At 59.2% G+C, this 23,972-nt stretch carries 18 protein-coding genes; 13 read left to right on the top strand and 5 right to left on the bottom strand.

Annotated elements, in window-relative coordinates; all coding sequences use genetic code 11:
- Window positions 1-265: 265 nt before the first annotated feature.
- On the top strand, window positions 266-2,494 hold the full coding sequence (locus tag BM132_RS04585) for a TonB-dependent receptor (RefSeq protein WP_256244129.1): 2,229 nt from the start codon (window positions 266-268) through the stop codon (window positions 2,492-2,494).
- A gap of 80 nt (window positions 2,495-2,574) precedes the next feature.
- Here BM132_RS04585 and BM132_RS04580 read toward each other — a convergent pair whose 3' ends face one another.
- Complete coding sequence (locus tag BM132_RS04580) at window positions 2,575-2,934, bottom strand: winged helix-turn-helix transcriptional regulator (RefSeq protein WP_092453593.1); 360 nt, start codon at window positions 2,932-2,934, stop codon at window positions 2,575-2,577.
- Between the two features lie 99 nt (window positions 2,935-3,033).
- Here BM132_RS04580 and BM132_RS04575 point away from each other — a divergent pair, with 99 nt between their 5' ends.
- The 6 genes from BM132_RS04575 to BM132_RS04540 all read left to right on the top strand — a co-directional run bounded on the left by BM132_RS04575 (window position 3,034) and on the right by BM132_RS04540 (window position 12,438).
- Window positions 3,034-3,783, top strand: a complete 750-nt coding sequence (locus tag BM132_RS04575; RefSeq protein ID WP_092398324.1) for an SDR family NAD(P)-dependent oxidoreductase — start codon at window positions 3,034-3,036, stop codon at window positions 3,781-3,783.
- Window positions 3,784-4,341: 558 nt separating this feature from the next.
- Window positions 4,342-5,643 (top strand): OprD family porin, encoded by a 1,302-nt coding sequence (locus tag BM132_RS04565; RefSeq protein ID WP_092453590.1) that lies wholly within the window; start codon window positions 4,342-4,344, stop codon window positions 5,641-5,643.
- A gap of 651 nt (window positions 5,644-6,294) precedes the next feature.
- Window positions 6,295-7,557, top strand: coding sequence for a TolC family protein (locus BM132_RS04555; protein ID WP_092453588.1), 1,263 nt, complete (start codon window positions 6,295-6,297; stop codon window positions 7,555-7,557).
- Window positions 7,554-8,813 carry an efflux RND transporter periplasmic adaptor subunit gene (locus BM132_RS04550; RefSeq protein ID WP_092453586.1) on the top strand — a complete coding sequence of 420 codons (1,260 nt, stop codon included), beginning with the start codon at window positions 7,554-7,556 and terminating at the stop codon, window positions 8,811-8,813. The genes BM132_RS04555 and BM132_RS04550 overlap by 4 nt, the downstream gene beginning before the upstream one ends.
- Window positions 8,810-11,959 (top strand): efflux RND transporter permease subunit, encoded by a 3,150-nt coding sequence (locus tag BM132_RS04545; RefSeq protein ID WP_092453584.1) that lies wholly within the window; start codon window positions 8,810-8,812, stop codon window positions 11,957-11,959. Before BM132_RS04550 ends, BM132_RS04545 begins: the two co-directional genes overlap by 4 nt.
- 146 nt (window positions 11,960-12,105) lie before the next feature.
- Window positions 12,106-12,438, top strand: coding sequence for a DUF2790 domain-containing protein (locus tag BM132_RS04540; protein WP_092453582.1), 333 nt, complete (start codon window positions 12,106-12,108; stop codon window positions 12,436-12,438).
- Between the two features lie 259 nt (window positions 12,439-12,697).
- On the opposite strand, the gene BM132_RS04535 is transcribed toward BM132_RS04540, so the two are convergent.
- The 4 genes from BM132_RS04535 to BM132_RS04520 all read right to left on the bottom strand — a co-directional run bounded on the left by BM132_RS04535 (window position 12,698) and on the right by BM132_RS04520 (window position 16,171).
- A complete protein-coding gene (locus tag BM132_RS04535; protein WP_092453580.1) occupies window positions 12,698-12,904 on the bottom strand; it encodes a co-regulatory protein PtrA N-terminal domain-containing protein in 207 nt (68 codons plus the stop codon).
- 205 nt (window positions 12,905-13,109) lie between these two features.
- On the bottom strand, window positions 13,110-15,473 hold the full coding sequence (locus tag BM132_RS04530) for a heavy metal translocating P-type ATPase (protein WP_092453578.1): 2,364 nt from the start codon (window positions 15,471-15,473) through the stop codon (window positions 13,110-13,112).
- A gap of 5 nt (window positions 15,474-15,478) precedes the next feature.
- Window positions 15,479-15,727, bottom strand: a complete 249-nt coding sequence (locus tag BM132_RS04525; protein ID WP_092453576.1) for a DUF2933 domain-containing protein — start codon at window positions 15,725-15,727, stop codon at window positions 15,479-15,481.
- Between the two features lie 84 nt (window positions 15,728-15,811).
- Window positions 15,812-16,171, bottom strand: coding sequence for a co-regulatory protein PtrA N-terminal domain-containing protein (locus BM132_RS04520; protein ID WP_092398304.1), 360 nt, complete (start codon window positions 16,169-16,171; stop codon window positions 15,812-15,814).
- 206 nt (window positions 16,172-16,377) lie between these two features.
- On the opposite strand from BM132_RS04520, the gene BM132_RS04515 reads away from it, so the two are divergent.
- The 6 genes from BM132_RS04515 (at window position 16,378) to BM132_RS04490 (ending at window position 23,864) form a co-directional block, all read left to right on the top strand.
- The gene (locus BM132_RS04515) at window positions 16,378-17,055 is read left to right on the top strand and encodes a heavy metal response regulator transcription factor (protein WP_092398302.1); all 678 of its coding nucleotides are present in this window, start codon (window positions 16,378-16,380) and stop codon (window positions 17,053-17,055) included.
- On the top strand, window positions 17,042-17,275 hold the full coding sequence (locus tag BM132_RS04510) for a hypothetical protein (protein ID WP_092453574.1): 234 nt from the start codon (window positions 17,042-17,044) through the stop codon (window positions 17,273-17,275). The genes BM132_RS04515 and BM132_RS04510 overlap by 14 nt, the downstream gene beginning before the upstream one ends.
- A 182-nt stretch (window positions 17,276-17,457) precedes the next feature.
- Complete coding sequence (locus BM132_RS04505; protein WP_143092316.1) at window positions 17,458-18,216, top strand: molybdopterin cofactor-binding domain-containing protein; 759 nt, start codon at window positions 17,458-17,460, stop codon at window positions 18,214-18,216.
- Window positions 18,217-18,280: 64 nt separating this feature from the next.
- Window positions 18,281-19,510 carry an alpha/beta fold hydrolase gene (locus tag BM132_RS04500; RefSeq protein WP_256244127.1) on the top strand — a complete coding sequence of 410 codons (1,230 nt, stop codon included), beginning with the start codon at window positions 18,281-18,283 and terminating at the stop codon, window positions 19,508-19,510.
- Window positions 19,507-20,769, top strand: coding sequence for an efflux RND transporter periplasmic adaptor subunit (locus tag BM132_RS04495; RefSeq protein ID WP_256244125.1), 1,263 nt, complete (start codon window positions 19,507-19,509; stop codon window positions 20,767-20,769). The genes BM132_RS04500 and BM132_RS04495 overlap by 4 nt, the downstream gene beginning before the upstream one ends.
- Window positions 20,769-23,864, top strand: a complete 3,096-nt coding sequence (locus BM132_RS04490; RefSeq protein ID WP_092453572.1) for an efflux RND transporter permease subunit — start codon at window positions 20,769-20,771, stop codon at window positions 23,862-23,864. Before BM132_RS04495 ends, BM132_RS04490 begins: the two co-directional genes overlap by 1 nt.
- Window positions 23,865-23,972: the final 108 nt, after the last annotated feature.

Raw genomic sequence — 23,972 nt, 5'->3', positions numbered from 1 at the left:
TTGGCTGTTACCGCACCCTGGGGCTGGATTGTCCCGAGCGTTTACGATTTTTTCCATAGTCTGGATGATGTAGCCTCGCAGATGATACATGTCAGTTCGCTATCAGAGGTTTGCTGTGTCCAGGATGATTGAACCCAGAGTGCGTTATGGATGCCTGTTTCATGTTGTATGTTGGTTCTATCTGAGTGGGGCACAGGCTGATGATCAGGATCCTGGTGCTGAACAGGCTGAGCCTGGCCGGCCTTCCGTCTTGGTGCTCGACGAGGTGAAGGTCACTGCCCGCCACCGCGAGGAGCGCGTGCAGGCAGTGCCGATTGCCATGAACGTGCTCAATGGCGAGCAATTGAACGATGCCGGCATCTATCGTACCGAGGACCTGCAGCAGCGCGTGCCGAGTCTGTTGGTAGCCGTGCCCAGTGCGCGCTATGCCAGCTACGGTATTCGCGGACTCGGTTCGAGCTCCTACAACGATGGTCTGGACGGCAGTGTCGGGGTGTTTCTCGATGGGGTTTACCTCGGGCGCCAGGGCATGTCGCTGGTCGACCTGGTCGACATCGAGCGGGTCGAGGTGTTGCGGGGGCCACAGGGCACCTTGTATGGCAAGAACACCACGGCGGGTGCGATCAACATCAGCAGCCGCGCGCCCACCTTCGAGCCGCAGGGCAATGGCGAGGTGTCGGTGGGCAGTGATGGCCTGCGTCAGTATCGCGGTACGGTTTCAGGCGCGCTGATCGATGGTGTGTTGGCGGGGCGCCTGACCGGCTACGACGTAGAGCGCGATGGCCTCATCGAGAACACTTACGACGGCAGCCACCTGGGTGACCAGAACCGCCAGGGCCTACGGGGTCAGTTGCTGTGGACGCCGAGCGAAACGTTCAGCGCGCGGCTGATCGGTGAGTATGGTTGGCAGGACGAGCAGGGCAACGCCTTTGCGGCCAGCAACTACAGCCAGACGAGCATCGATCGAGCCGCCTTCGTTGGCTACCGCCAACTGCCTGTAGACCCTTATGCGCGTCGCGTGCAGCAAGACGAACCGAGCACGGTGAAGACGCTGCAGACCGGCACAACGCTGGAGTTGAACTGGCTGCTCGACAGCGGCGCCACGCTGACCAGCATCAGCGGTTACCGGGACTGGACCTATGATGCTGACCAGGACGGCGATGGCATGCCGCTGTCGGTGGCCGAAAGCGCCGCCGTGAAACTCGATCAGCATCAATTCAGCCAGGAGTTGCGCCTGGCCGATTCACCCAACGAACACTTCGACTACGTGGTGGGCCTTTATTATTTGCGGCAGAAGTTGAACCGCGAGGTGGGCGTGCGTTTCGGCGAGGACGCGGCCGCTTATTTTCTGGGGGATCGACCGGAAATCGACTGGCTGGGCATTACGCCCGGAATGATTGCCCCGTCGTTGCTCGATGGCGCGCAGCAGGACTTCGACGGTCAGCAGCGCACCGACAGCCGCGCCGTGTTCGGTCAACTCACCTGGCATGCCACGGACCGTCTAGCGATCACACCAGGGCTGCGTTACACCCGCGAGCGCAAGCAGGGTTGGCTGTCGCGCAGCGTTTCGGGGTTGTCGCCACTGGGTCCGGACCTGATCTCGCAGTTGGCGGGCCCGTTGCTGCGCAGCGTCGCGCTCGGCGGCGAGTACTACCGACGTGATGCGATCGAGGAGAGCAACCTTTCCGGGCAATTGACGTTCAGCTACCAGTTTGCCGATGACCTGCTCGGCTATGCCAGTTGGTCGCGCGGTTACAAGGCCGGTGGGATCAATCTCGACGTAATCGGCCCCAATGTCTCATCGACATTCGATGCGGAGCGGGTCACTTCGGTCGAAGTGGGTCTCAAGCGCAGCTTCTGGAACGAACGCGGCGTGCTCGATCTGGCTGTGTACCAGGCCGATGTCGACGACTACCAGGCATTGACCAACCGTGCGCCGGCGAACCAGTTTTCGCCGCCGATCCGCGACAACCTGATCAATGTCGGCAAAGTGCGCCTGCGCGGGATCGAACTGGACGCGCAGCTACGTGCCAGCGAACGGGTTGACTTGAGGCTGGGGATCGCCTGGAGTGACGCACGCTACCGTGATTTTCCCAACGCGCCGTGCTCGCCAACCAGCGCGCAGTGGTCCTGCGACTTGGGAGGTCAACGCGTGTTCAACGCCCCAGAGTGGAACGCCAATACCGGAATCGACTATCGCTACCCACTGGAGCATGGCCTGGAGCTGTTCAGCGCCCTGGACTACAAATTCCGCAGCGGTTACTACGGCACGCTCGAAGGTGGCCCGGGCAGCTATCAGCCATCCTACGGGCTGACCAACCTGCGTCTTGGACTGCGCCGCAGCAACAGGCGTTGGGAAGCCGAACTGTGGGCGCGCAATCTGTTCGACAAGAACTACATCACCGCGGTTTACGCCCGGCTTGGCGCAGGTGATTACGGAGTGCTTACAGGCGACCCGCGCAGCGTCGGCATGACTTTGCGAACGCGCTGGTAGTTCTCGACCTCGGAGCGAGCCTGTGTCCTGATAACTAAACTAAATGACTATTCAGTTTAGTTAGGTTCATGAGCAGGGGTTCAAGAATGGGCAAGGGCAGACGTGCGACGTGCGCTGATGCGCTCGACCGTCTGCATATGTTCCGTGCCCCATGTGCACAGCCCGCCCAGCGCAGTCGCCAGGGATTGCCCGAAAGGCGTGAGGGAATACTCGACCTTGGGTGGTATTTCATGGAAGTCGATGCGTGCAATTATTTCATCGCGTTCCAGCTCCTTGAGCTGTTGGATCAGCACCTTATCGGTCACGCCGCCGATCGCACGTCTCAGTTCGCCGTACCGGTGAACATTTTTCGCCAGGTTATACAAGACCAAGGGTTTCCATTTGCCGCCAATGACGGACAGGGCGGCTTCGAGTCCGCAATTAAAGCTGTTGTTGACCATGGTCTGAAGCTCCAAGGGGGGTACTTACTAAAAGGTGCATACTATTCAAAAGAATAGCCTGGATCTAGAGTTGGGCCTCAACATTCTTGGGAGTTAACCATGAGCAGGCTTAACGGAAAAATTGCAGTGATTACCGGCGGCAACAGCGGCATCGGCCTGGCCAGTGCCATTCGTTTTGCAGCGGAAGGCGCGCAGGTGGTTATCGTGGGACGCCGGCAGGAAGAACTGGACAAGGCGTTACACCAGATCGGCCCTGAGGCTATTGCCATCCAGGGTGACATTTCGAATCTGGACGATCTGGATCGTATCTTCACCCAGGTCAAAGCTGCCAAAGGCCGCATAGATGTGCTGTTTGCCAATGCCGGCCTTGGCGATTTCCAACCCATCGGATCAATCACCGAAGAGTCGTTTGATCGCACATTCGGCATCAACGTCAAAGGCACACTGTTCACCGTGCAAAAAGCGCTGCCACTGATGCACGCAGGCAGCTCGATAATCGTCACCGGCTCGACCACAGGCAGCATGGGCACGCCGGCATTCAGTGTGTACAGCGCCACAAAGGCCGCGCTGCGTAACTTCGCCAGGAGCTGGGCGCTGGATCTGAAAGGCACCGGTATTCGCGTCAACGTACTTTCACCCGGGCCGATCTCGACACCGGGGCTGGACATGGCGCTTGCCGGCACCGGCCAGAAAGACGCGATCATTGAAGACATGACCGCACAGTTGCCGCTGAGTCGAATTGGTCAGCCCGAAGAAGTCGCAGCAGCGGCGTTGTTCCTGGCGTCAGATGAAAGCAGCTTCATGACCGGCAGCGAAATGTTCGTGGATGGAGGTTTTGCCCAGGTTTGATATTGAGAGGGGTTTTGCCCATTGAAATCTGATGGGCACTGCCTCTGATGACGCACTGCAATGATACGCATAATGTATATTATGTTAAACAGCGTGTGTAGTAGAGGTGTTTGCTCATAGTGTCACCTGCACCCCTCGTCCCCTCGTCCCCTCGTCCCCTCGTCCCCTGGACACTGCTGACTGCTGACTGCTGACTGCTGACTGCTGACTGCTGACTGCTGACTGCTCCCGAGATGGTGTCTATCGCCTTGGGTGAGTGGAATTAACAACATTTAACTCGCAAGCCACGACCCTGCCACCAAGAATGAAACCCTCTGCGCATACCTGTTTATCCAAAGGAGGTGGTGCTGACCCTTCGTGTAATGCGCTGGCGCATTCCCATCGTTTCAAGGACATTATTATGGCCCACGTTCAGCACAACGTCGCCCGCGCGTCAGCCACACAAACGCGAAAGACCACTACAAGTGGCCTCACGCCTTGGCGGGAAAACCTGGTTGAGCAACTGATCCTCGACCGCCTAAGCGAGCCCCTGAGGTTACCTCTATTCGGAGGTACACCATGAAGAACCCGGTGCTTTGCTGGTGCCTGTTGTGTGTTGGAAAGGTTATGGCAGCAGACTCGACAGAGCCCAGAACCTCGGACTTTCTAGAGGATGCAACGCTCAACGTTATCAGCCGAAATTTCTTCTTAAACAATGATAACCGCTCCGAAAACGCCGCGAAAAATTACCAGCGAGAATGGGCACAGGGCTTCATCACGACGTTTGAGTCAGGCTTCACGCCCGGAACATTTGGTTTTGGTATGGATGTGCATGCTTTTGTCGGGCAAAAACTCGATGGCGGTAAGGGACACTCAGGAACCGGGCTTTTACCCGTCGACAGTGATGGAGAGTCCGCACAAAACTTCAGCGACGGCGGCGGCGTGATCAAGACTCGCCTCTCGCAGACCTTTATCAAGTTCGGCGAGATGGAAGTAGAAACCCCAGTCTTCGACACTTCCGACAAACGTCTGCAACCCGAATACGCAACGGGATGGCTCTTAGAAAGTGACGAGCTTACGGGCATACACTTGGTCGGTGGCAAATTCACGGCGTTCAAAAACCAGGATTCCTCCTCTTCTAAAGGGGATTTTGCCGGGTATGGCGTTAACACCGATATGGGCTCAATCAGCTTCGTTGGGGCTGACTTCACGCCCAACAAGAACCTAGGCGCCAGGCTGTATTCATCCCAGCTAACAGACACTTGGAGACAGTATTACGCGAACGTGTATGCCCGTCGCTGGGATACGTTTGTAGATTTCAACATCTACCATACGATTGACTACGGGCGCTCAGTTGCGGGAGGCATCAACACAACAGCTTATAGCCTTTCTGCCAAACACAATATTGGCAACCAAGCCTTTACCCTGGCGGTCCAAAAAAATCATGGTGACACGCCTTTCGATTTCGTAGGGGGCGACTCCATATACCTAGCCAACGCCATCAAGTTCGCCGATTTCAATGGCCCCCATGAGCTTTCCTACCAAGCCCGCTACGACCTGGATTTCGCATCCATGGGATTTCCTGGGCTCAAGTTCATGTCACGGTATGTGACTGGACGTGATATCGACGGTACTCATGCACCGCAAGGAGGGGCTTACTTCCCTTTTGATCCTAGCGAACAGGAGTATGGCCCTCAGCAAGGCAAAGGCGGGAAGCACTGGGAGCGCGACATTGATCTAAGCTACACCGTCCAGTCCGGGCCGGCGAAAGATCTTTTAGTGCATTTCACCCACGTTTCTCATCGGGCGAACGAAGCACAAGGCGGGGCGGACATCGACCGCATTTACTTTGTCCTTGAGTACAACTTCAAACTGCTGTGATTCCTCACCCGTTGAAGAAACGACGGATCTCTATAGGCAACTGGATATCTCATCCACTAGCGAAACGTGAAAGTGTGATTCTCATAGAGTCGCGCTGCGAGATTAGAAGGTCTATGTGATCCAAATCAACGAAGTGCTGTTATCGTCAAAAGGAGCGTTCATGCCTCGGAGCAATCTGCTATCGTCGCCCTATCGCCCCTCCTGGTGAATTGCTGTGCGTCGGATTGGATTGATCCTGGTAATGATTGCTAGCCTCGTGCTGCCGACCTTCGGCGGTATGGCTTTCAGCATGCCAGCACCACCTTGCCCGATGCAGAGCGCCGATCATCAGGGCCATGCAACGGCCGATGCTCCGTGCTGCGAACAAATGGACAAGTCTGATGGGGTGGCCAGTAAGTCCCCCTGCAAATCCGGCCAGGAATGCAAGACCGGAGGACTTCTCCAGACCACCGTGATCAAGAGCATATCCCCTCTCCCCTCACGCCCCGAGATATTGCTGACCCAGTCGGTGATTAAGCGAGAGCCCGCAGGACTCTGGCGCCCTCCTCGTTTCGTCTAATGCAGTGATCATCCCGCGCCTTAAAGTCAGGCGCATCGTCGCGGCCAAGTTTCGTGGTAGCGACCCCGATCAATCGCATTGGAGGCGAAAGCATGTCCGCTTTCCTTTTCCCACGCCGAGGCTATCTCGGTGTGTTAGCTGCCGCATTCTGGGCAGTACCTTGGGTTGCCGCGCAGGCGCAGCCCCTGACCTTCGAACGAGCGCAGGCACTCGCCGAACAGCGCGCACCTGAGAACCTTGCACGACAAGCACGGGTCGCCTCGGCACAGCAGGCCGTAGGGCCCGCGGACGCCCTGCCCGATCCCAAGCTGATTCTCGGCATCGACAACCTGCCCATCGAGGGGCCTGATCGTTACGCCCTGAATCGGGACTCGATGACCATGCGCCGCATTGGACTCATGCAAGAGGTTCCTAATGGCGACAAACGCCAGGCCCGTCGCCAGTTGGCCGAGGCCTCCGTTGTCCGGGCCGAGGCCGAGCAGCGCGCCATGCAGCTTGAGGTCAAACGCCAGACGGCATTGAGCTGGCTGGATGTGTACTACGCCGAGCACAGTGTTGGCCTCTTCGATCAACTGGACCGGCAGATCGAGATGCTCCGCTCGACGGTGCAATCGCTGATCGCCGGCGGCAGCGCTCAGCCTGGCGAACTGCTGCAGGCCGACCAGGAAGCTTTGGCTTTGCAGGATCGGCGGGATGAACTGAATCGCGACGTGGCGATTGCTCGGGCCAAGCTACGCCGCTGGATAGGCAACGAAGCTGATCAGCTTCTGGCGGGAGGCACACCCAGCCTGAGCATGGACGTCCCGCAACTGCAGCATCGTTTGGCTCAGCATCCCGACTTGCGTGCGGCATCTGCCCGGGTTGGCGAGGCCAGCGCAGAGTTGAATGAGGCTGTAGCCGAGAAAACTCCCGACTGGGGCGTAGAGTTTGCCTACAACAACCGCGACAACCAGTTTGGCGACATGGTGATGGTGCAGTTTACCTTCGACCTACCGTTGTTCGTCGGAACACGTCAGGGCCCCAAGATCAACGCCAAGCAACAGAGTGTGTCGCAGATGGAAGCCGAGCAGGAAGTGCTGCTGCGCGTCCATCAGGCTGAGCTGGAAAGCGGCCTTGCCGAGTTGGAGCAACTACGCAGAGCGCTGGCGCGTACCGAGAAAACCTTGATCCCTCTGGCGAGCAAACGTGCCGATCTCGAACTGGCCGCCTATCAGGCCGACAACAGTCAGCTGGCATCCGTCATCACCGCTCAGCGCGAGCTGATCGAGGCTCAGCTGCGCCAGATCGAACAGCAGCGCAAGCTGAGTCAGCTCTCCGCGAGCTTGTACTACGCCTATGTGGAGGGCCTGCAATGAAGATTTCAGCATTAGGTTTTTCCGCGGCCTTGCTGGCCATGGGCATTGCCGCGGCAGGCGGTGGCTACTGGCTGGCCGAGAGGCCGGCCAAACATGAGGTCATGTCAACTCCCGCACCGACGGATGAGCGCAAAGTGCTCTACTGGTATGACCCGATGCAACCTGACCAGCGCTTCGATAAACCGGGCAAGTCACCCTTCATGGATATGGAGCTTGTCCCCAAGTACGCAGGTGCTGGGCAGGACTCCTCGACCCTGAGCGTGCCCGCTCAAGCCGTGCAAAACCTCGGAATGCGCACCGCACCAGTGATTCGCGGTGTGCTGCCTTCGGGTATCGAGGCCGTCGGTTCCCTGGCCTACAACCAGCGCGAGGTGGCGAAGCTGCAGGCCCGATCTGGTGGGTTCGTCGAACGGGCTTACGGACATGCCCCTGGCGATGTACTGCCCGCCGGTACGCCCCTCGTCGACCTGCTGATTCCCGAATGGTCTGCCGCCCAGTTGGAGTTCCTGGCGGTGTTGCGTACTGCTGACACGCGCTTGATAAGTGCAGCCCAGGAGCGCCTGCGCCTGCTGGGCATGCCTCAAGCGTTGGTCGAGCAGGTTCGTCGCAGCGGCCAGCCACGGGCGGTTCAGACCATCACCACGCCTATCGCCGGTGAGCTACAGGTCTTGGACGTGCGTGCCGGGATGACCGTTGCAGCCGGCCAGGATCTGGCACGGATCAACGGGCTGTCCACGGTCTGGCTCGATGCAGCAATCCCCGAAGATCAAGCTGGGGCGGTTCAGCTTGGCGCTAGCGTCGCCGCCACCCTGACCGCCTTCCCGGAACAGCCTCTGCAAGGTCGTGTCGTTGCCTTGCTACCGAGTGCCGACCCGCAGACGCGTACGCTCACGGTACGCAGCGAGTTACCCAATCCCGCCGGTAAATTGCGCCCCGGCATGTTCGCCGCCGTGCACCTGAGCAGCGAAGCCGGGCATCCCGCGCTACTAGTCCCGAGTGAAGCCGTGATTCGCACCGGAAAGCGTGCGCTGGTGATGCTGGCCGAAGCCAATGGACGCTACCGCCCCCTGGAAATAACCTTGGGCCGCGAGGCCAATGGGCGTCTGGAGGTTTTGTCCGGTCTTGAGGAAGGGCAGTCGGTCGTTACCTCCGGCCAGTTCCTGATCGACTCGGAGGCCAGCCTTCAGGGGGTCATGGCCCGCCATGTCGAGCAGAACAATGCAGAGCGGCTCGACAAGCAAGGAGAGCAGCCATGATCGCGCGCCTGATCCACTGGTCGATAGGCAACCGCTTCCTGGTACTGCTGGCGACCCTGTTCATCACCGCTTTAGGGATCTGGTCGTTGCGCAACACGCCGGTGGACGCGTTGCCGGATCTCTCAGACACCCAGGTCATTATCAGAACCAGCTTTCCCGGCCAGGCACCGCAGATCGTCGAGAACCAGGTGACCTATCCACTGGCCACCACCATGCTATCGGTCCCGGGGGCGAAGACGGTGCGCGGCTACTCCTTCTTCGGCGACTCCTTCGTCTATGTGCTGTTTGAAGACGATACCGATCTCTACTGGGCGCGCTCGCGCGTGCTGGAGTACCTCAATCAGGCCCAGGAACGCCTGCCGGAGGGTGTCACCACCACTCTGGGCCCGGATGCCACCGGCGTAGGCTGGATCTACCAGTACGCCCTGGTCGACCGCAGCGGCCAGCATGATCTTGCCCAGCTACGGGCACTGCAGGACTGGTTCCTCAAATACGAACTCAAGAGCCTGCCCAACGTAGCCGAAGTGGCCACCCTCGGCGGCATGGTCAAGCAATACCAAGTGCTGCTCGATCCGCAAAAGTTGGTGGCTTATGGGGTCACTCAGCAGGAGGTCGAAGCGGCGCTGAAGAGCGCCAACCAGGAAACCGGCGGCGCCATAATGGAACTGGCAGAGCGCGAGTACATGGTGAGGGCTTCGGGCTATTTGGAGAGCCTGGATGATTTTCGCAATGTGCCGCTGCGGGCTTCGGCAAGCGGAATTCCGGTTCTGCTAGGCCAGGTGGCCACCATTCAACTGGGGCCAGAGATGCGTCGCGGCATTGCCGAATTGGACGGCCAGGGGGAAGTGGTCGGTGGCGTGGTCATCCTGCGCTCCGGCAAGAATGCCCGGGACACCATCGCTGCCGTGAAGACCAAGCTGGACAGCCTAAAATCCAGCCTGCCGACCGGCGTCGAGGTGGTTACTACCTATGACCGTTCGCAACTGATCGACCGTGCCATCGACAACCTCAGCTACAAGCTGCTGGAAGAGTTCGTGGTGGTTGCCTTGGTTTGCCTGATCTTTCTCTGGCACCTGCGCTCGTCGCTGGTCGCGATCATCACCCTGCCCCTGGGTATCCTGATGGCCTTCATCGTCATGCGCTACCAGGGCGTCAACGCCAACATCATGTCGCTCGGCGGTATCGCCATTGCCATCGGCGCCATGGTCGATGCCGCCGTGGTGATGATCGAGAATGCACACAAGCACATCGAGGCCTGGAAGGCACGACACCCCAATGAGCCGCTCCAGGGTGAGGCACACTGGCGAGTTATCGGCGAAGCCGCGGCCGAAGTCGGACCGGCACTCTTCTTCAGCCTGCTGATCATCACCTTATCGTTCCTCCCGGTCTTTACCCTGGAAGCCCAGGAAGGACGCCTGTTTGGCCCACTGGCCTTTACCAAGACCTATGCCATGGCCGCCGCTGCCGGCCTCTCGGTCACCCTCGTACCGGTGCTGATGGGCTACTGGATTCGTGGGCATATCCCCAGCGAACAGCAGAACCCCTTGAACCGCTGGCTGATCGGCGCATACCGGCCGGTGCTGGAGTGGGTGCTGGCCTGGCCCAAGGTGACGCTGGCGCTGGCCGTGCTGGTCTTTGTGTCTAGTCTCTGGCCCCTCAGCAGACTCGGAGGAGAGTTCCTGCCGCCCATGGACGAAGGCGATCTGTTGTACATGCCTTCGGCACTGCCCGGCTTGCTGGCGAGCAAGGCAACCCAACTGCTGCAGCAAACCAACCGCATGATCCTCACGGTGCCGGAGGTGGCCCGGGTGTTCGGCAAGGCCGGGCGAGCGGAGACGGCTACCGATCCGGCGCCGCTGGAAATGTTTGAGACCACCGTGCAGTTCAAGCCGCGCGAGCAATGGCGCGTGGGTATGACGCCGGAGAAGCTGATTGAGGAGCTGGATCGCGCCGTGAAAGTCCCAGGGCTGTCCAACATCTGGGTGCCGCCAATACGCAACCGCATCGACATGCTGGCTACGGGGATCAAGAGCCCCATCGGCGTGAAGGTCTCCGGAACCTCCCTGGTCGATATCGAACGCATTACTCGCGATATCGAGGCGGTGGCCAAAGAGGTGCCTGGGGTGAGTTCGGCATTGGCAGAACGCCTTACCGGGGGGCGCTATGTGGATATCCAGATCGATCGACTGGCCGCGGCACGCTATGGCCTGAGCATCGCCGACGTGCAGGCGGTGGTATCGGGCGCAATCGGCGGCAGCAATATCGGCGAGACAGTTGAGGGGCTCGCCCGCTTCCCGATCAACCTGCGCTATCCCAAGGAGTGGCGGGACAGTCCGCAGGCGCTACGGCGTATGCCGATCCTCACCCCAGTCGGCCAGCAGATCACCTTGGGCACCGTCGCCCAGGTTAGTCTGACCGAAGGGCCGCCGATGCTTCGCAGCGAGAACGGGCGTCTGTCCGGTTGGGTCTATGTCGATGTCCGTGGACGCGACCTGGCATCGACCGTGCACGAGCTGCAGCAACGCGTAGCTGAGCGGGTACAACACGACGCTGGCATGACCGTCTCCTACTCCGGACAGTTCGAGTTCCTGGAGCGTGCCAATGCGCGGCTGGCCTGGGTGGTGCCGGCGACCTTGTTGATTATCTTCGTGCTGCTCTACCTGACCTTCAACCGCTTCAGTGAGGCCCTGCTGATCATGGCCACCCTGCCCTTCGCCCTGTCTGGCGGCATCTGGCTGCTCTACTGGTTCGGCTTCAACTTGTCGGTGGCCACTGGGGTGGGTTTCATCGCCCTGGCCGGCGTCTCGGCCGAGTTCGGGGTGATCATGCTGTTGTATCTGAAGAACGCCTGGCATGCTCGGCTGGATGCCGGGCGCAGCGGTGATCCGGCCCTGCTTGAGGCCATTCGTGAAGGCGCGGTGCTGCGCGTTCGTCCCAAGGTGATGACGGTTGCCGTGATCATCGCCGGCCTGCTGCCCATTCTCTGGGGCGGTGGAGCGGGCTCAGAGGTGATGAAACGTATCGCCGCCCCCATGGTTGGCGGCATGATCACCGCCCCGCTGATGTCCATGCTGGTCTTGCCGGCAGCCTACTGGCTGATGCGAAGACAGCGCACAGGAAAAGTTCGCGCTCCGCAGGCGCTGTAACTCCAGACGCTCAGGTGAGCCGCACACCAAGTGCGGCTCGCCTGAGTAACAGCACAAACAGCATTACGGCGATGTAACTTCGACTTCATTTTTGTGACAGGTTGCAAGGGTATATTTTAATTACTACTTGGAAGGAGTTATTAAATATGAAAGCCCTCAACGCTATCGCCGCACTTACAATTATGGCTATTTCTTCTGCAGCCATGGCAGAAGGTGGCGCTGATCGTGTTTATGGTCGGATGATTCAAGCCAATGAACAGGCCATACAAAAATATGCTGCGACTAACGGGAAGAATCGTCCCGAAGTCGTTCACTACCGCTATGGCATGAAGCTTGACATCGCCAAGGTCGTAGCCAGCACCCCTACGGGTTCAAGCTGTGGTGTGATGCCGGCCCAGATGACATATGAGGATTCCAACGGCAATTTGAATATTCTTGAATACCGGGTAACCGGGACAGGCTGCCGGAACCAAAATTAATAAATGACATCACGCTGACTGAAATGTAATTTCCAAGTCACCCTAAAGTACGCCTTGTGGTTTTGCTTTGATGCCGTTACGTCCAATCAGTCAGATGAGCCGCTGATGTGCATCCGGTCTCGGGTTCATTGACTGCTTCAGTGTCGGGAGATTTGGTCTTCAAGACTTGCGCGCTGCGCCAGTTCCCCCGACACCAAGCAGTATGAAACTGCCATATCTCAGCCATCCGGGTGATTACATTTCTGAAAGGTCGAGGGGCTCAGCAGTTGGCGTGTTCAGCCTGTTTGGATTGGCTGCCGGCGACGGGGGCTTCATCCTTCTGCTGCTTGGCCAATTGATAGGCTTCCAGCGAAGCCTGACGGGCTTGTTCCATGCGTGCAAACGTGCGATCGGCACCGCCTTCGGCCAACGCCAGGCTGGAAACACTCAGGGCAGCAACTACAAACAGGGTTTTGATCGATTTCATTTCGTAAATCCTCGTAAGTTTAGAAGCCCCCGTAACGAATGGGGGCGAGCGTTAAGCTCGCTGCTACGTTAACCACGAAGCCCTGTCAGCAACCTGATCCGAACATTACGGTTCTGTCAGACTGCAGTACAACACGCTGGAGTTGTGCAAAACCGCCAAGTCCGGCAGCTTGCTGCCTGAGATTACCCGCCTACTAATTAGCAGACTAGCCAACGTCCGTTGTTTTCAACCTAAGCGCATTGAAAACCACCGAGGCTGAACTGACACTCATTGCCAAAGCAGCGATCAAGGGCGACAGAAGATGCCCCGTCAGCGGGTACAGCAGCCCGGCCGCTAGCGGGATTCCCATCGCGTTGTAGAGAAATGCAAAGGCAAGGTTCTGCCTCATGTTCTTCACCGTGGCCACTGACAAGGTGCGCGCTCGCAGGATGCCCATCAGGTCTCCCTTGACCAGGGTCACTTGGGCGCTATTCATCGCCACGTCGGTGCCCGTGCCCATGGCGATGCCGACGTCGGCCCTGGCCAAGGCCGGCGCATCGTTGATGCCGTCGCCTGCCATGGCGACACGCCGGCCATAGCTCTGCAGGTCGGCGACTAGTTTCTCCTTGTCCTGCGGCTTCACCTCGCCATGCACTTCCTCGATGCCCAACTGCTTCGCCACAGCTCTTGCGGTGGTGAGACCATCGCCAGTGGCCATGATGACCTTCACGTCCGCGCTCTGGAGTTGAGCGACGGCCAGTTGGGAGGTTGGCTTGATCGGATCGGAAACGGCCAGGAGGCCCGCCAGGCGGCCATCGACTGCCAGATAGATGATGCTGATACCCTCCGAGCGCAGTTGCTCTGCACGGTTACGCAGTGGGGTAATGTCAACGCCCGCCTCCTCCATCAGCGCGGTGTTCCCGAGCTGCAGTCGATGGCCATCGACCTCTCCGCGCACACCAATGCCTGAGCCAGATTCGAAGGTCTCCGGTTTCACCAAGGCAAGACCCTGTTCACGCGCATGATCGACAATGGCATGAGCCAGTGGATGCTCGCTGCCCTGGTCGAGGCTTGCAGCCAAGCGCAGAACCTCGACCGAATCGAACGACCCGGTTCCCTCTGCACTATGAAAGGCCGGCCTTCCCAGCGTCAGTGTCCCGGTCTTGTCGACGATCAAGGTGTCGATTTTGCAGAGGTTTTCGATAGCGCTGGCATCGCGGAACAACACACCTCTGCTGGCGGCCTTGCCGGTCGCGACCATGACCGACATCGGCGTTGCCAAGCCCAGGGCGCATGGGCAGGCAATGATCAGTACGGCCACGGCGTTGATCAGGCCAAATACCCAACCTGATTCCGGCCCGAACAGCCCCCAGCCAAAAAATGTCAGGATCGCGATCAGGATCACCCCCACCACGAAATACCCTGCCACGGCATCGGCCATACGCTGCATGGGCGCCTTGGAGCGCTGGGCCCTAGCCACCATCTGGACGATCTGCGACAACATACTTTCGGCGCCCACCTTCTGCGCTTCCATCACCAGGCTGCCGTGGGTATTCAGGGTGGCACCGATCAGGGGATCCCCTACCCGCTTATTGACGGGCACCGGTTCGCCGGTGAGCATCGATTCATCGACAGCGCTCTCGCCCTCCAGCACGGTGCCATCCACCGGGACCTTTTCGCCCGGCCGGACACGCAAGTGGTCACCCTGATGGACGTGGGTCAGCGGAATATCTTCTTCCTGGCCGTCAGGTCTGATGCGCCGGGCAGTCTTGGGGGACAATCCCAGCAGTGACTTAATGGCGGCAGAGGTCTGCGAGCGGGCTTTGAGTTCGAGCATCTGGCCCAACAGCGTGAGCGAGATGATCACCGCAGCGGCCTCGAAGTAGACGCCGATGCGTCCATCTTGAACGAAGGCCGCCGGGAACCACTGCGGGGCCAAGGTAGCTGCCACACTGTAGAGGTAGGCAGCTGCAGTTCCCAATCCGATTAGGGTCCACATGTTGGGGCTGCGGTGCCGGATGGAGTCTATTCCACGAGTGAAAAATACCCAGCCCCCCCAAAGCGTCACGGGTGTTGCCAGAACCAACTCAACCCAGTTCTGGGATGTTCCATGAAACAGCTGCAAGGAATGACCAGCCATCGCCAGCACGGTCACGATGACGGTCAATGGCAGGGTCCACCAGAACCGTCGTGAGAAGTCCTTCAGTTCTGGGTTTTCCTCCTCTTCCAGCTCCGGGATGACAGGTTCCAGCGTCATCCCACAGATCGGGCAGTTTCCGGGAGACGGTTGACGGATCTCTGGATGCATCGGGCAGGTGTATTCAGCACCTACTGACACCGATGTAGGTGCTGGAGCCGCGTGCTGGTGATGCCCCCCATGAGACTGATGGCTCATGTACTGATGAGGGTGTGCTTGGAATTTCTCCAGGCACTTCGCACTACAGAAGCGATAGGTCGTCCCTTCAACGATCTCGCGGTAAGGGCTGTCAGGTTTCACCTCCATGCCACATACCGGATCGCGCTGGCTCTCAGAGTGGCCGTGCGAATGATGTGCATGGCCCTGGTCATGATGGCAGGAGGTCTTTTGCATTCGATTTACTTCCTATCCTCGTCCTTGGAAACCGCGGCTCCGCTGGAGTGGGAGTGCCCGCCATGATTGTGGCCAAACAAATGCATCAGCGGGCATAGCAGCAAGATGAGGTATGGCAAAGCCTGCGAAAGATGACCGTAGTGCTCGCGCGCAACATAGAAGATGCCGATTATGGCCAGCATGATCAGTGCGATGCCAATCTTGCTCTTCCAAAAAGCTGGTTCAGTAGTGCCGGTGTCGTGCGTGTGGTCCATGACAATAGCCTCGATTCAATGACCATAAGAGGCGCCGCTAGGCCAAAGGAGCAATCACGGAAGGCCTGGAAGATGGGGGAATTTTTACGGATGGCATTCCTTGTCGGCCATCATCAGCTTGTGCTCGCGACTCATTTGACCCAGCACGTCGTCTACCAACTTGTCATGCTTCTCCATCCAGGCCAGATGCTCTTCGGCGGACATGCCTGGGGCAGGATGTTCGTTGTGCAGCTGGCTCATGATCTCTTCGAGCATGTTCATATGCTCCTTTATGTGCACATGCCGCTCGCCGACCGGGGCCTTCTCCGCTTGGATCAGCACGGCTTCTGCTTTGTCGCGCATCTGCTGGATGCGTTCGAATACACGGTCGCTGCCCCCTTCGGCCCAAGCCATAGAAGACAGCAGTAGCGAACCAACCAGAAGCAAAGGTTTCAGCGATTTCATGGGGCAGTCTCCATCAGTGCAAACTATGACCGGCACCTCTGCTTTTGGTCTATCGAGGGCCGAAAGCACAACCTAGTGCTCATGCTTGCACCCTAGACCCCCCCCCTGTCAGTGACCTGAAGTCAGAATTACATTTTCGTAAGCTTCTGGTTGGGGCCGCTGTTTGCCTACAAACTCAGGCCACCCGTTTTTTGGAGTCTGCTCGCATGAAACTACTGGTAGCTGAAGATGAACCCAAAACCGGTGCATATCTGCAGCAAGGCCTCACCGAAGCGGGATTCAATGTCGACCGGGTTATGACAGGTACGGATGCCCTGCAGCACGCGCTGAGCGAGCCCTATGACCTGCTGATCCTGGATGTGATGATGCCGGGGCTGGACGGATGGGAAGTACTGCGCAGGGTGCGCGCAGCCGGAAAAGACATTCCAGTGCTGTTCCTGACCGCACGCGATGGTGTAGAGGATCGCGTTAAAGGGTTGGAACTGGGCGCGGATGACTACTTGATCAAGCCATTTGCTTTCTCAGAACTTCTGGCCAGGGTCAGAACGCTGCTGCGCAGAGGCAATGGCTCACCCACGCAAACCACCCTGAAAATTGCCGATCTGGAAGTCGATCTGATGAAGCGGCGCGCGGTCCGGGTTGGGAAAAGAATTGACCTGACGGCGAAGGAGTTTTCATTGCTGGAACTGCTACTGCGCCGGCGCGGCGAGGTGCTCCCCAAGTCTCTCATTGCTTCGCAGGTTTGGGATATGAACTTCGACAGCGACACCAACGTGATTGAGGTCGCTGTACGTCGGCTGCGCGCCAAGATCGATGACGATTTCGATCTCAAGCTGATCCATACCGCCCGCGGCATGGGGTACATGATGGATGCGCCGGAGTGAATATGAAGCACCGCTGACCGCACGCATGAGCTTGATGTTCATGACCTCGGTGATTGCCGTCCTGACGGTAGCGGGGCTGAGTTTCAACATGCTCAGCCAGCACCACTTCAAGATGCTGGACCGACAGGCCCTGGTGGAAAAGGAGCGGATTCCACTTGAGCCGGTGCCACAGGAACTTCAGCAGCTGGTAGCAGCCATCCGCTCAGAGCGCTACGAGTGACCACACACTGTTCCTGCGCTCAAAGCGTCGTTCTGACCAGCCTCCAGCGACTGACCTTCACATTGAGCGGGATCCGCGTTTGACATGTTCCTGTCAGGCACCCGTCACCCTGACGTCAGCTCCGCCCGCCTAAAGTAACGCCATGACTGGTCTTGCGATGTCAGCCGGAAGGAGAAACGCAAATGAGCCACCCTGATGCCCACCACAGCGCTCTTAATCAATTCACCTGGCCATCGACGCTTGACAGCAATCTGGATAGAAAAGACCTGCTGCTCTGCGTGTTCGCCGAGCAGCGATTCGTGGCCGCGCAGGTCCGAGCCCGCAAGCTGGATCAAAAGGACTACCTGCTGTCCCTGATTGATTCGGCGTCCACGGTGAGCGACGGCACTGGGCCGCCATCAGGTTTCGATGCCAATCGAATGCGCAACGTCATCGCCGAAGCGGCCACCAAGGGGCATTGGGGCAAACCCTCAGGACATGGCCGAGCGCAGGGCATCGCCGCCCACTATGACTCGCAGACCTGCGTGGCAGTCGTGCTCGACGTCGAGGTGAGTGACGAGGGTCACGTGAGCGTTCATGACGTGGTGGTTGTTGCGGACTTGGGGCTTGCAGAAAACCCTGGTCGCCTGCGCTCGCAGCTTAAAGGCGCCTGCCTGATGGGGGTGGCGTTCGTGACGTCCGGTGATAATGGCCCTACCACGGCTAATCCGAGCCCGGTAGATGACAATCGCACCAACTGGCCACTCCTCTCGTTGCTGCCGAGGCAAATCGCGGTGTACCTGATCAATCCCACTCAGACCCTTGAGGCCCGCCAGCCCAGCCAGCCGATTTACGTGCCTGTCGTCCGGGCTTTGTGCAATGGGATTTGCAACGCCGCGGGCGCCCGCGCCATCCACTTACCGTTCAGAAGCCAATTGCTCGAAAGAACGGTATATCGATGACACCGCCTGCGGGGTACATCTTTCGTTTTTGATGGAATATCAACATGGACACACAGGAAAACCGATGAAAGCACTCTACGCGCTCTTGATGATCGGCCTTGCCGGCTGCGCGCGCGCACCGGTCGAGGCCGCCCCGCCGATGCCGGTCAGCTTCGGCGACTACCGCCTGCAAACCTTGGCACAGATTGAGCGCAATCGGCAGTTCCAAAATCCGGACCACACTTTGGAACTGGCCTGGAACGCTCCCCGTGAGTGGGTGCCCGCGCAGCCCAATGGCAGAGGCGTTCTTCTGGTTCACGGCCTTGGCGATTCGCCCGGCTCGTTCGTAGATATCGCGACACAACTGGCCAGCCAAGGGTATCGGGTACGCACCGTGCTGCTGCCCGGACACGGCACGCGGCCGGCCGATATGCTCGACGTTGACATCAATGATTGGCGTCGCACCGTGGAACAACAGGTGACGCTGCTGCGCAAGGATGTCGGCCAGGTCTATCTGGGCGGCTTCTCCACCGGTGCCAACCTGGTTGTGGCTTACGCCATGGACGATCAATCGATCGCCGGGCTGCTGCTGTTTTCCCCGGCGTTCAAGTCCAATGTTGCGTTTGATTGGGTGTTGCCTTGGCTGGCGAAGGTCAAGCCGTGGCTACGGCAGCCGTCCAGCACCGCTCCGCAGCAGACGTCACTGCGCTACCAGAATGTCCCGACCAATGGCTTCGCCCAGTTTTACCTGAGCAGTACCGCCGTGCGCAGCAAGCTGGCAGCACAGGCGTTCGACCGCCCGGTCCTGGTGGTCAGTGCGGCCCATGACTCGGTGGTGGATGTGGAGTTTGTCCGGGACGCCTTCCTTCGACGCTTCCCCAACCCGGCGTCGCGGATGATCTGGTACGGCAACCTCGCCAACGAACTGCAAAGTTCACGCCTGCTGGTGCGCAGCGATCAGATGCCGGCCGAGCACATCAGTCAGTTTTCCCATATGGGCGTGCTGTTCTCCCCCGACAATCCGCAATACGGTCGCCAAGGTAACCAGCGCCTGTGCTGGAACGGCCAGAGCGACATGGCGTACCAGCAATGCCAGGCCGGTGGCCCTGTCTGGTATTCGGACTGGGGTTATCGAGAGCCCGGCAAAGTCCACGCACGGTTGACCTACAACCCGTATTTCGCCTGGCAGTCCGAGGTGATGGCGCAGGTGCTGGAGGCCGGGGCTCAAGGGCATCCCGGCGCCCCGGGCATTGGCGGTGGCGCTACAAATGACAGCGATCGCTTAAATCCTCGGTCCGAACTGGCCATGGATTGATTGCGATATCGAATACCCGGTTTCGCTGGACCGTTTCGTTGGTTGTGAACTTTAAATTCCGCAGGGAAGTTGTCGTCATGTTGCAATCGAAGATTCCCAGTACCTTTTTCAGTGTGTCGCTGACACTTGGCTGCTTGTTGATCATGGGTGGCGCAACCTGGTGGCTGTGGTCGCGAGAGTCGGTGGCTGCTGTGACAACCGCGCCGCCTTCGGTTCCGGTCAGTACAATCGAAATGCGCCACCGCGACGTGCCTGTACTCATCCACGCGATAGGTCACGTGCGCTCTCTGCACAGCGTTGAAATCCGCTCCCAGCTTGACGGCTTTCTGCTGGAGTTGCCGGTCAAAGAAGGTCAGGTCGTCAAGCGCGGAGATCTCCTGGCACGTATCGATGATCGCGCCATCATTGCCGCTCTGGAGCACGCCAAGGCACAAGCGGCTGTGGCTCAAGCTCAGTTGGTTTCGGCGAGCCTTGATCTCAAGCGTTACCGGGTACTGGCCAAGACCCAGGCGATATCGGCGCAAACCCTCGACCAGCAAGAAGCGATGGTTGCTCAATTGCGCGCAACGGTGCAGAGCCAGCAAGCGACCGTCACCGCCAATCAGGTGCAGTTGTCCCACACTCGCATCCTGTCCCCTACTGATGGTCGGATCGGCATCCGTAACGTTCATGAAGGCAGTTATGTCCGGGCCAGTGACACGCAAGCCTTGTTTTCAGTGGTTCAGCTGGACCCCATCAGCATCGAGGCCGCGCTTCCCCAGGCGCTCCTGCCGCAGTTGCGTACGCTGGTTGCCGGCTCAGGGCAAGCGCCGGTGACCCTTCGCGCGTACTCGGGCGACGACGGTGAACTTTTGAGCGAGGGAAACCTGAGCCTGATCGATAACCGGGTTTCCGACGCCACTGGGACGGTGCGAATCAAAGGCGACTTTGCTAACGTCCACGGACGCCTATGGCCGGATCAATCGGTGGTGATCACTGTGCAGGCCGCGATACTGCGCGAGGCCATGGTGGTGCCGCAGCGTGCTCTGCGACAGGGCGCGAAAAATACATTCGTCTGGCGTGTCAGAGACGGCAAGGCCGATCCTCAGCCAGTGACGGTCACCTACGCCGACGCTGACATTGCGGTGGTCGAAGGCATTGAAGCCGGCGACCGGATCGTTGACGACGGCCACTCCCGACTGCGTCCGGGCACGCAGGTGCATATTCTTGAGGGACGCGATACAGCACCCTCCTCGATCGCCCGCGGAAGTGTTTTCTAATGGCCGCTCGCAATGTCTACGCCTGGTGTATGGATCACCCCATCGGCACTATTTTGTTGACTTTTGCTCTGGTATTGCTTGGGGTGATCGCCTACCCCCGTTTGTCCATCGCACCGTTGCCAGAAGCCGATTTTCCGACGATCCAGATCACCGCGACACTGCCGGGAGCCAGTGCCCAGACCATGGCCTCCTCGGTAGCGACGCCGCTGGAAGTCGAACTGAGCTCGATACCCGGCATTACCGAGATGACCTCGGCCAGTTCGTTGAGCATGCTGACGCTGACGCTGCAGTTCACGCTGGACAAAAATATCGACGCCGCCGCGCAGGAAGTCCAGGCGGCAATCAATAATGCGTCGGCGCGTTTGCCCAGCGACATGCCTAGCCTGCCGGTATGGCGCAAGGTCAATCCTGCCGACAGTCCGATCCTGATTCTCAGCGCTTACTCCGCTAACTTGTCGCCGATGGAAGTCAGTGACCTGGCCAATACCGTGCTCTCTCGCCAACTCAGTCAACTGGCGGGGGTTGGCCTGATCAACGTCGTGGGCGAGCGCCGTCCGGCGATCCGTATCCAGGCCCGTCCAGAGGTTCTCGCGGCTGCCGGCGTGACATTGGCAGACATCCGCACCGCAGTGCAGAGGGCCAGCGTCAATCTGCCCAAGGGGGCTTTGTTCGGTAAACACCGAATCTCCAATCTGGAAGTCAACGATCAGCTCTTCGAACCCCATGAATATGACAATGTGATTGTCACCTACCGCAACGGCTCGGCCGTGCGGGTACGGGATCTGGCACGCGTCACGCTGGGCTCGGAGGATGACTACACGCAAAGCTGGCCCAATGGCCAATCGGGCGTCGTACTCGTGATCCGGCGACAGCCGGGGGCCAACATCGTCGCCACCGTCGATCGGATTCAGGCAGCCCTCCCCCAACTCAAGGCGTCCTTGCCAGCAGACATGACGGTCGAGGTGTTGAACGACCGGACCCGCACCATCCGCTCGTCCTTGCATGAGGTGGAGTTGACGCTGGGCATCGCGATCGTTCTGGTCATCGGCGTCATGGCGTTGTTCCTGCGACAACTGTCAGCCACGCTGATCGTCACCACTGTACTGGGCGTATCGTTGGTGTCGACATGCGCGGCGATGTACCTGGCCGGTTTCAGCCTGAACAACCTGACGCTGGTGGCGATTGTCATCGCGGTCGGTTTCATCGTCGATGATGCGATCGTAGTGATCGAAAACATCCACCGACACCTGGAGCTGGGTGCGGACAAACGCACAGCGGCGCTCAAGGGCATCAGTGAAATCGGCTTTACGGTGGTGTCCATCAGTGTGTCGCTGATTGCCGCCTTCATCCCCCTGCTCTTCATGGGCGGGGTGATCGGTCGATTGTTCCGCGAGTTTGCCCTGACCTCCGTGGCCGCCATCATGATTTCGGCAGTGGTCTGCCTGACCCTGGCCCCGACGCTCGCCTCCCTTTTCATGAAGGCGCCCAGCCATCGTGTGAAGTCGGACAAAGACTTCTTCGCCGCTTTGCTGAAGCTCTACGATCGCACATTGACTTGGACCCTGGGTCATCAGCGAATCATGCTAGGTGTGTTTTTTGGAACCGTGGCCCTCAGCGTGGCCAGTTTCATCGTGATTCCCAAAGGCTTCTTTCCGTTGCAGGACACAGCCTTCATCCTAGGATTTACCCAGGCCTCGGCCGACATCCCCTATGAGGAGATGGTCGAGAAACACAAACAACTGGAAGCGATTTTCAGCAAGGATCCGGCGGTCATCAGTTATAACCACGCCGTCGGTGGCACCATCACCGACTCGATCGGCAATGGTCGGGTCTGGCTGGTGTTGAACGACCCCGGGGAGCGGGACGAGACGGTCAGTCAGGTCATCGACCGGCTACGCCCGCAACTGGCGCAAGTGCCTGGCATCCAGGTGTTTCTGCGCGCCGTGCAGGACATCAACCTCAGTGCCGGCCAGCCCCGTGCGCAGTATCAATACGTGTTGCGTGCGCAGAGCAGTGCCGAGCTGGCGACCTGGGCCACCGCGCTGACCGATCGGCTGCGGGCCAACCCGCTGTTCCGTGATGCTTCCCATGACTTGCAACTGGATGCCAACATCACCCGTATCACCCTGGATCGCGACGAGGCCGCACGCTATGGCTTCACCGCCCAAGACCTTGACAACGCGCTGTACGATGCCTTCGGGCAACGGCAGATAAGCGAGTACCAGACCGAGGTCAACCAATACCAAGTGATACTCGAGCTGAGCACGGCACAGCGCGGCAATGCCGAAAGCCTCAGTTACTTCCACCTGCGTTCGCCGCTGACCGGGCAGATGGTGCCACTCCTCACGTTTGCGCGGATCGAGCCGCCGGCGAGCGGCCCTGTGGTCATCAACCACAACGGCATGCTGCCGGCCGCCAATCTGTCTTTCAACCTCGCCCCTGGAGTTGCACTCGGGCAGGCGGTGGCGGCACTTCAGGACATCGAACGCGAGATCGGCATGCCGACGTCAATGAACGGCACCTTCCAGGGCTCTGCCCAGGCGTTCCAGTCGTCCCTGGCCAGCCAACCGTTTCTGATCCTGGCCGCGTTGGTAGCCGTCTACATCATCCTGGGTGTGCTTTATGAAAGCCTGGTGCATCCACTGACCATCCTTTCAACCCTGCCGTCAGCCTGCATTGGCGCGATTGTGTTGCTGTGGGCCTGGCAATTGGACTTTTCGATCATGGCACTGATCGGCCTGATCCTGCTGATCGGCATCGTCAAGAAAAACGGTATTCTGCTGATCGACTTCGCCATCCACGCGCAGCGCGAACGCCACCTGTCCGCTCGCGACGCCATCCATCAGGCGTGCCTGGCGCGTTTTCGGCCGATTCTCATGACCACGCTGGCCGCCCTGCTCGGTGCCGTGCCCTTGATGATGGCCTTCGGCACGGGTGCCGAGTTGCGCGAACCGCTCGGGGTCGCAATTGTCGGTGGCTTGATGCTCAGCCAGGTGCTGACATTGCTGACGACGCCGGTGGTGTTCGTGACACTCGATCACCTGTGCCACCGGAAAAAAGCCCAGCCTGTCGCCAACCGGGAGCACTCCGTGTGATTTGCAGACCGTCACGCCTTGCCAAGGAAGGCTTCGACACTAGCCGTCCACCCTCCGGCGATTGCTCCCCGACACATGTGCTATTGTCAGAGAGACGGATCTAATCGT

The sequence above is a fragment of the Pseudomonas sp. NFACC45 genome (assembly GCF_900113505.1).
GTDB lineage: Bacteria > Pseudomonadota > Gammaproteobacteria > Pseudomonadales > Pseudomonadaceae > Aquipseudomonas > Aquipseudomonas tehranensis.
Note: the sequence above shows the minus strand (reverse complement) of the source record. Positions and strands in the feature narration are given on the sequence as shown.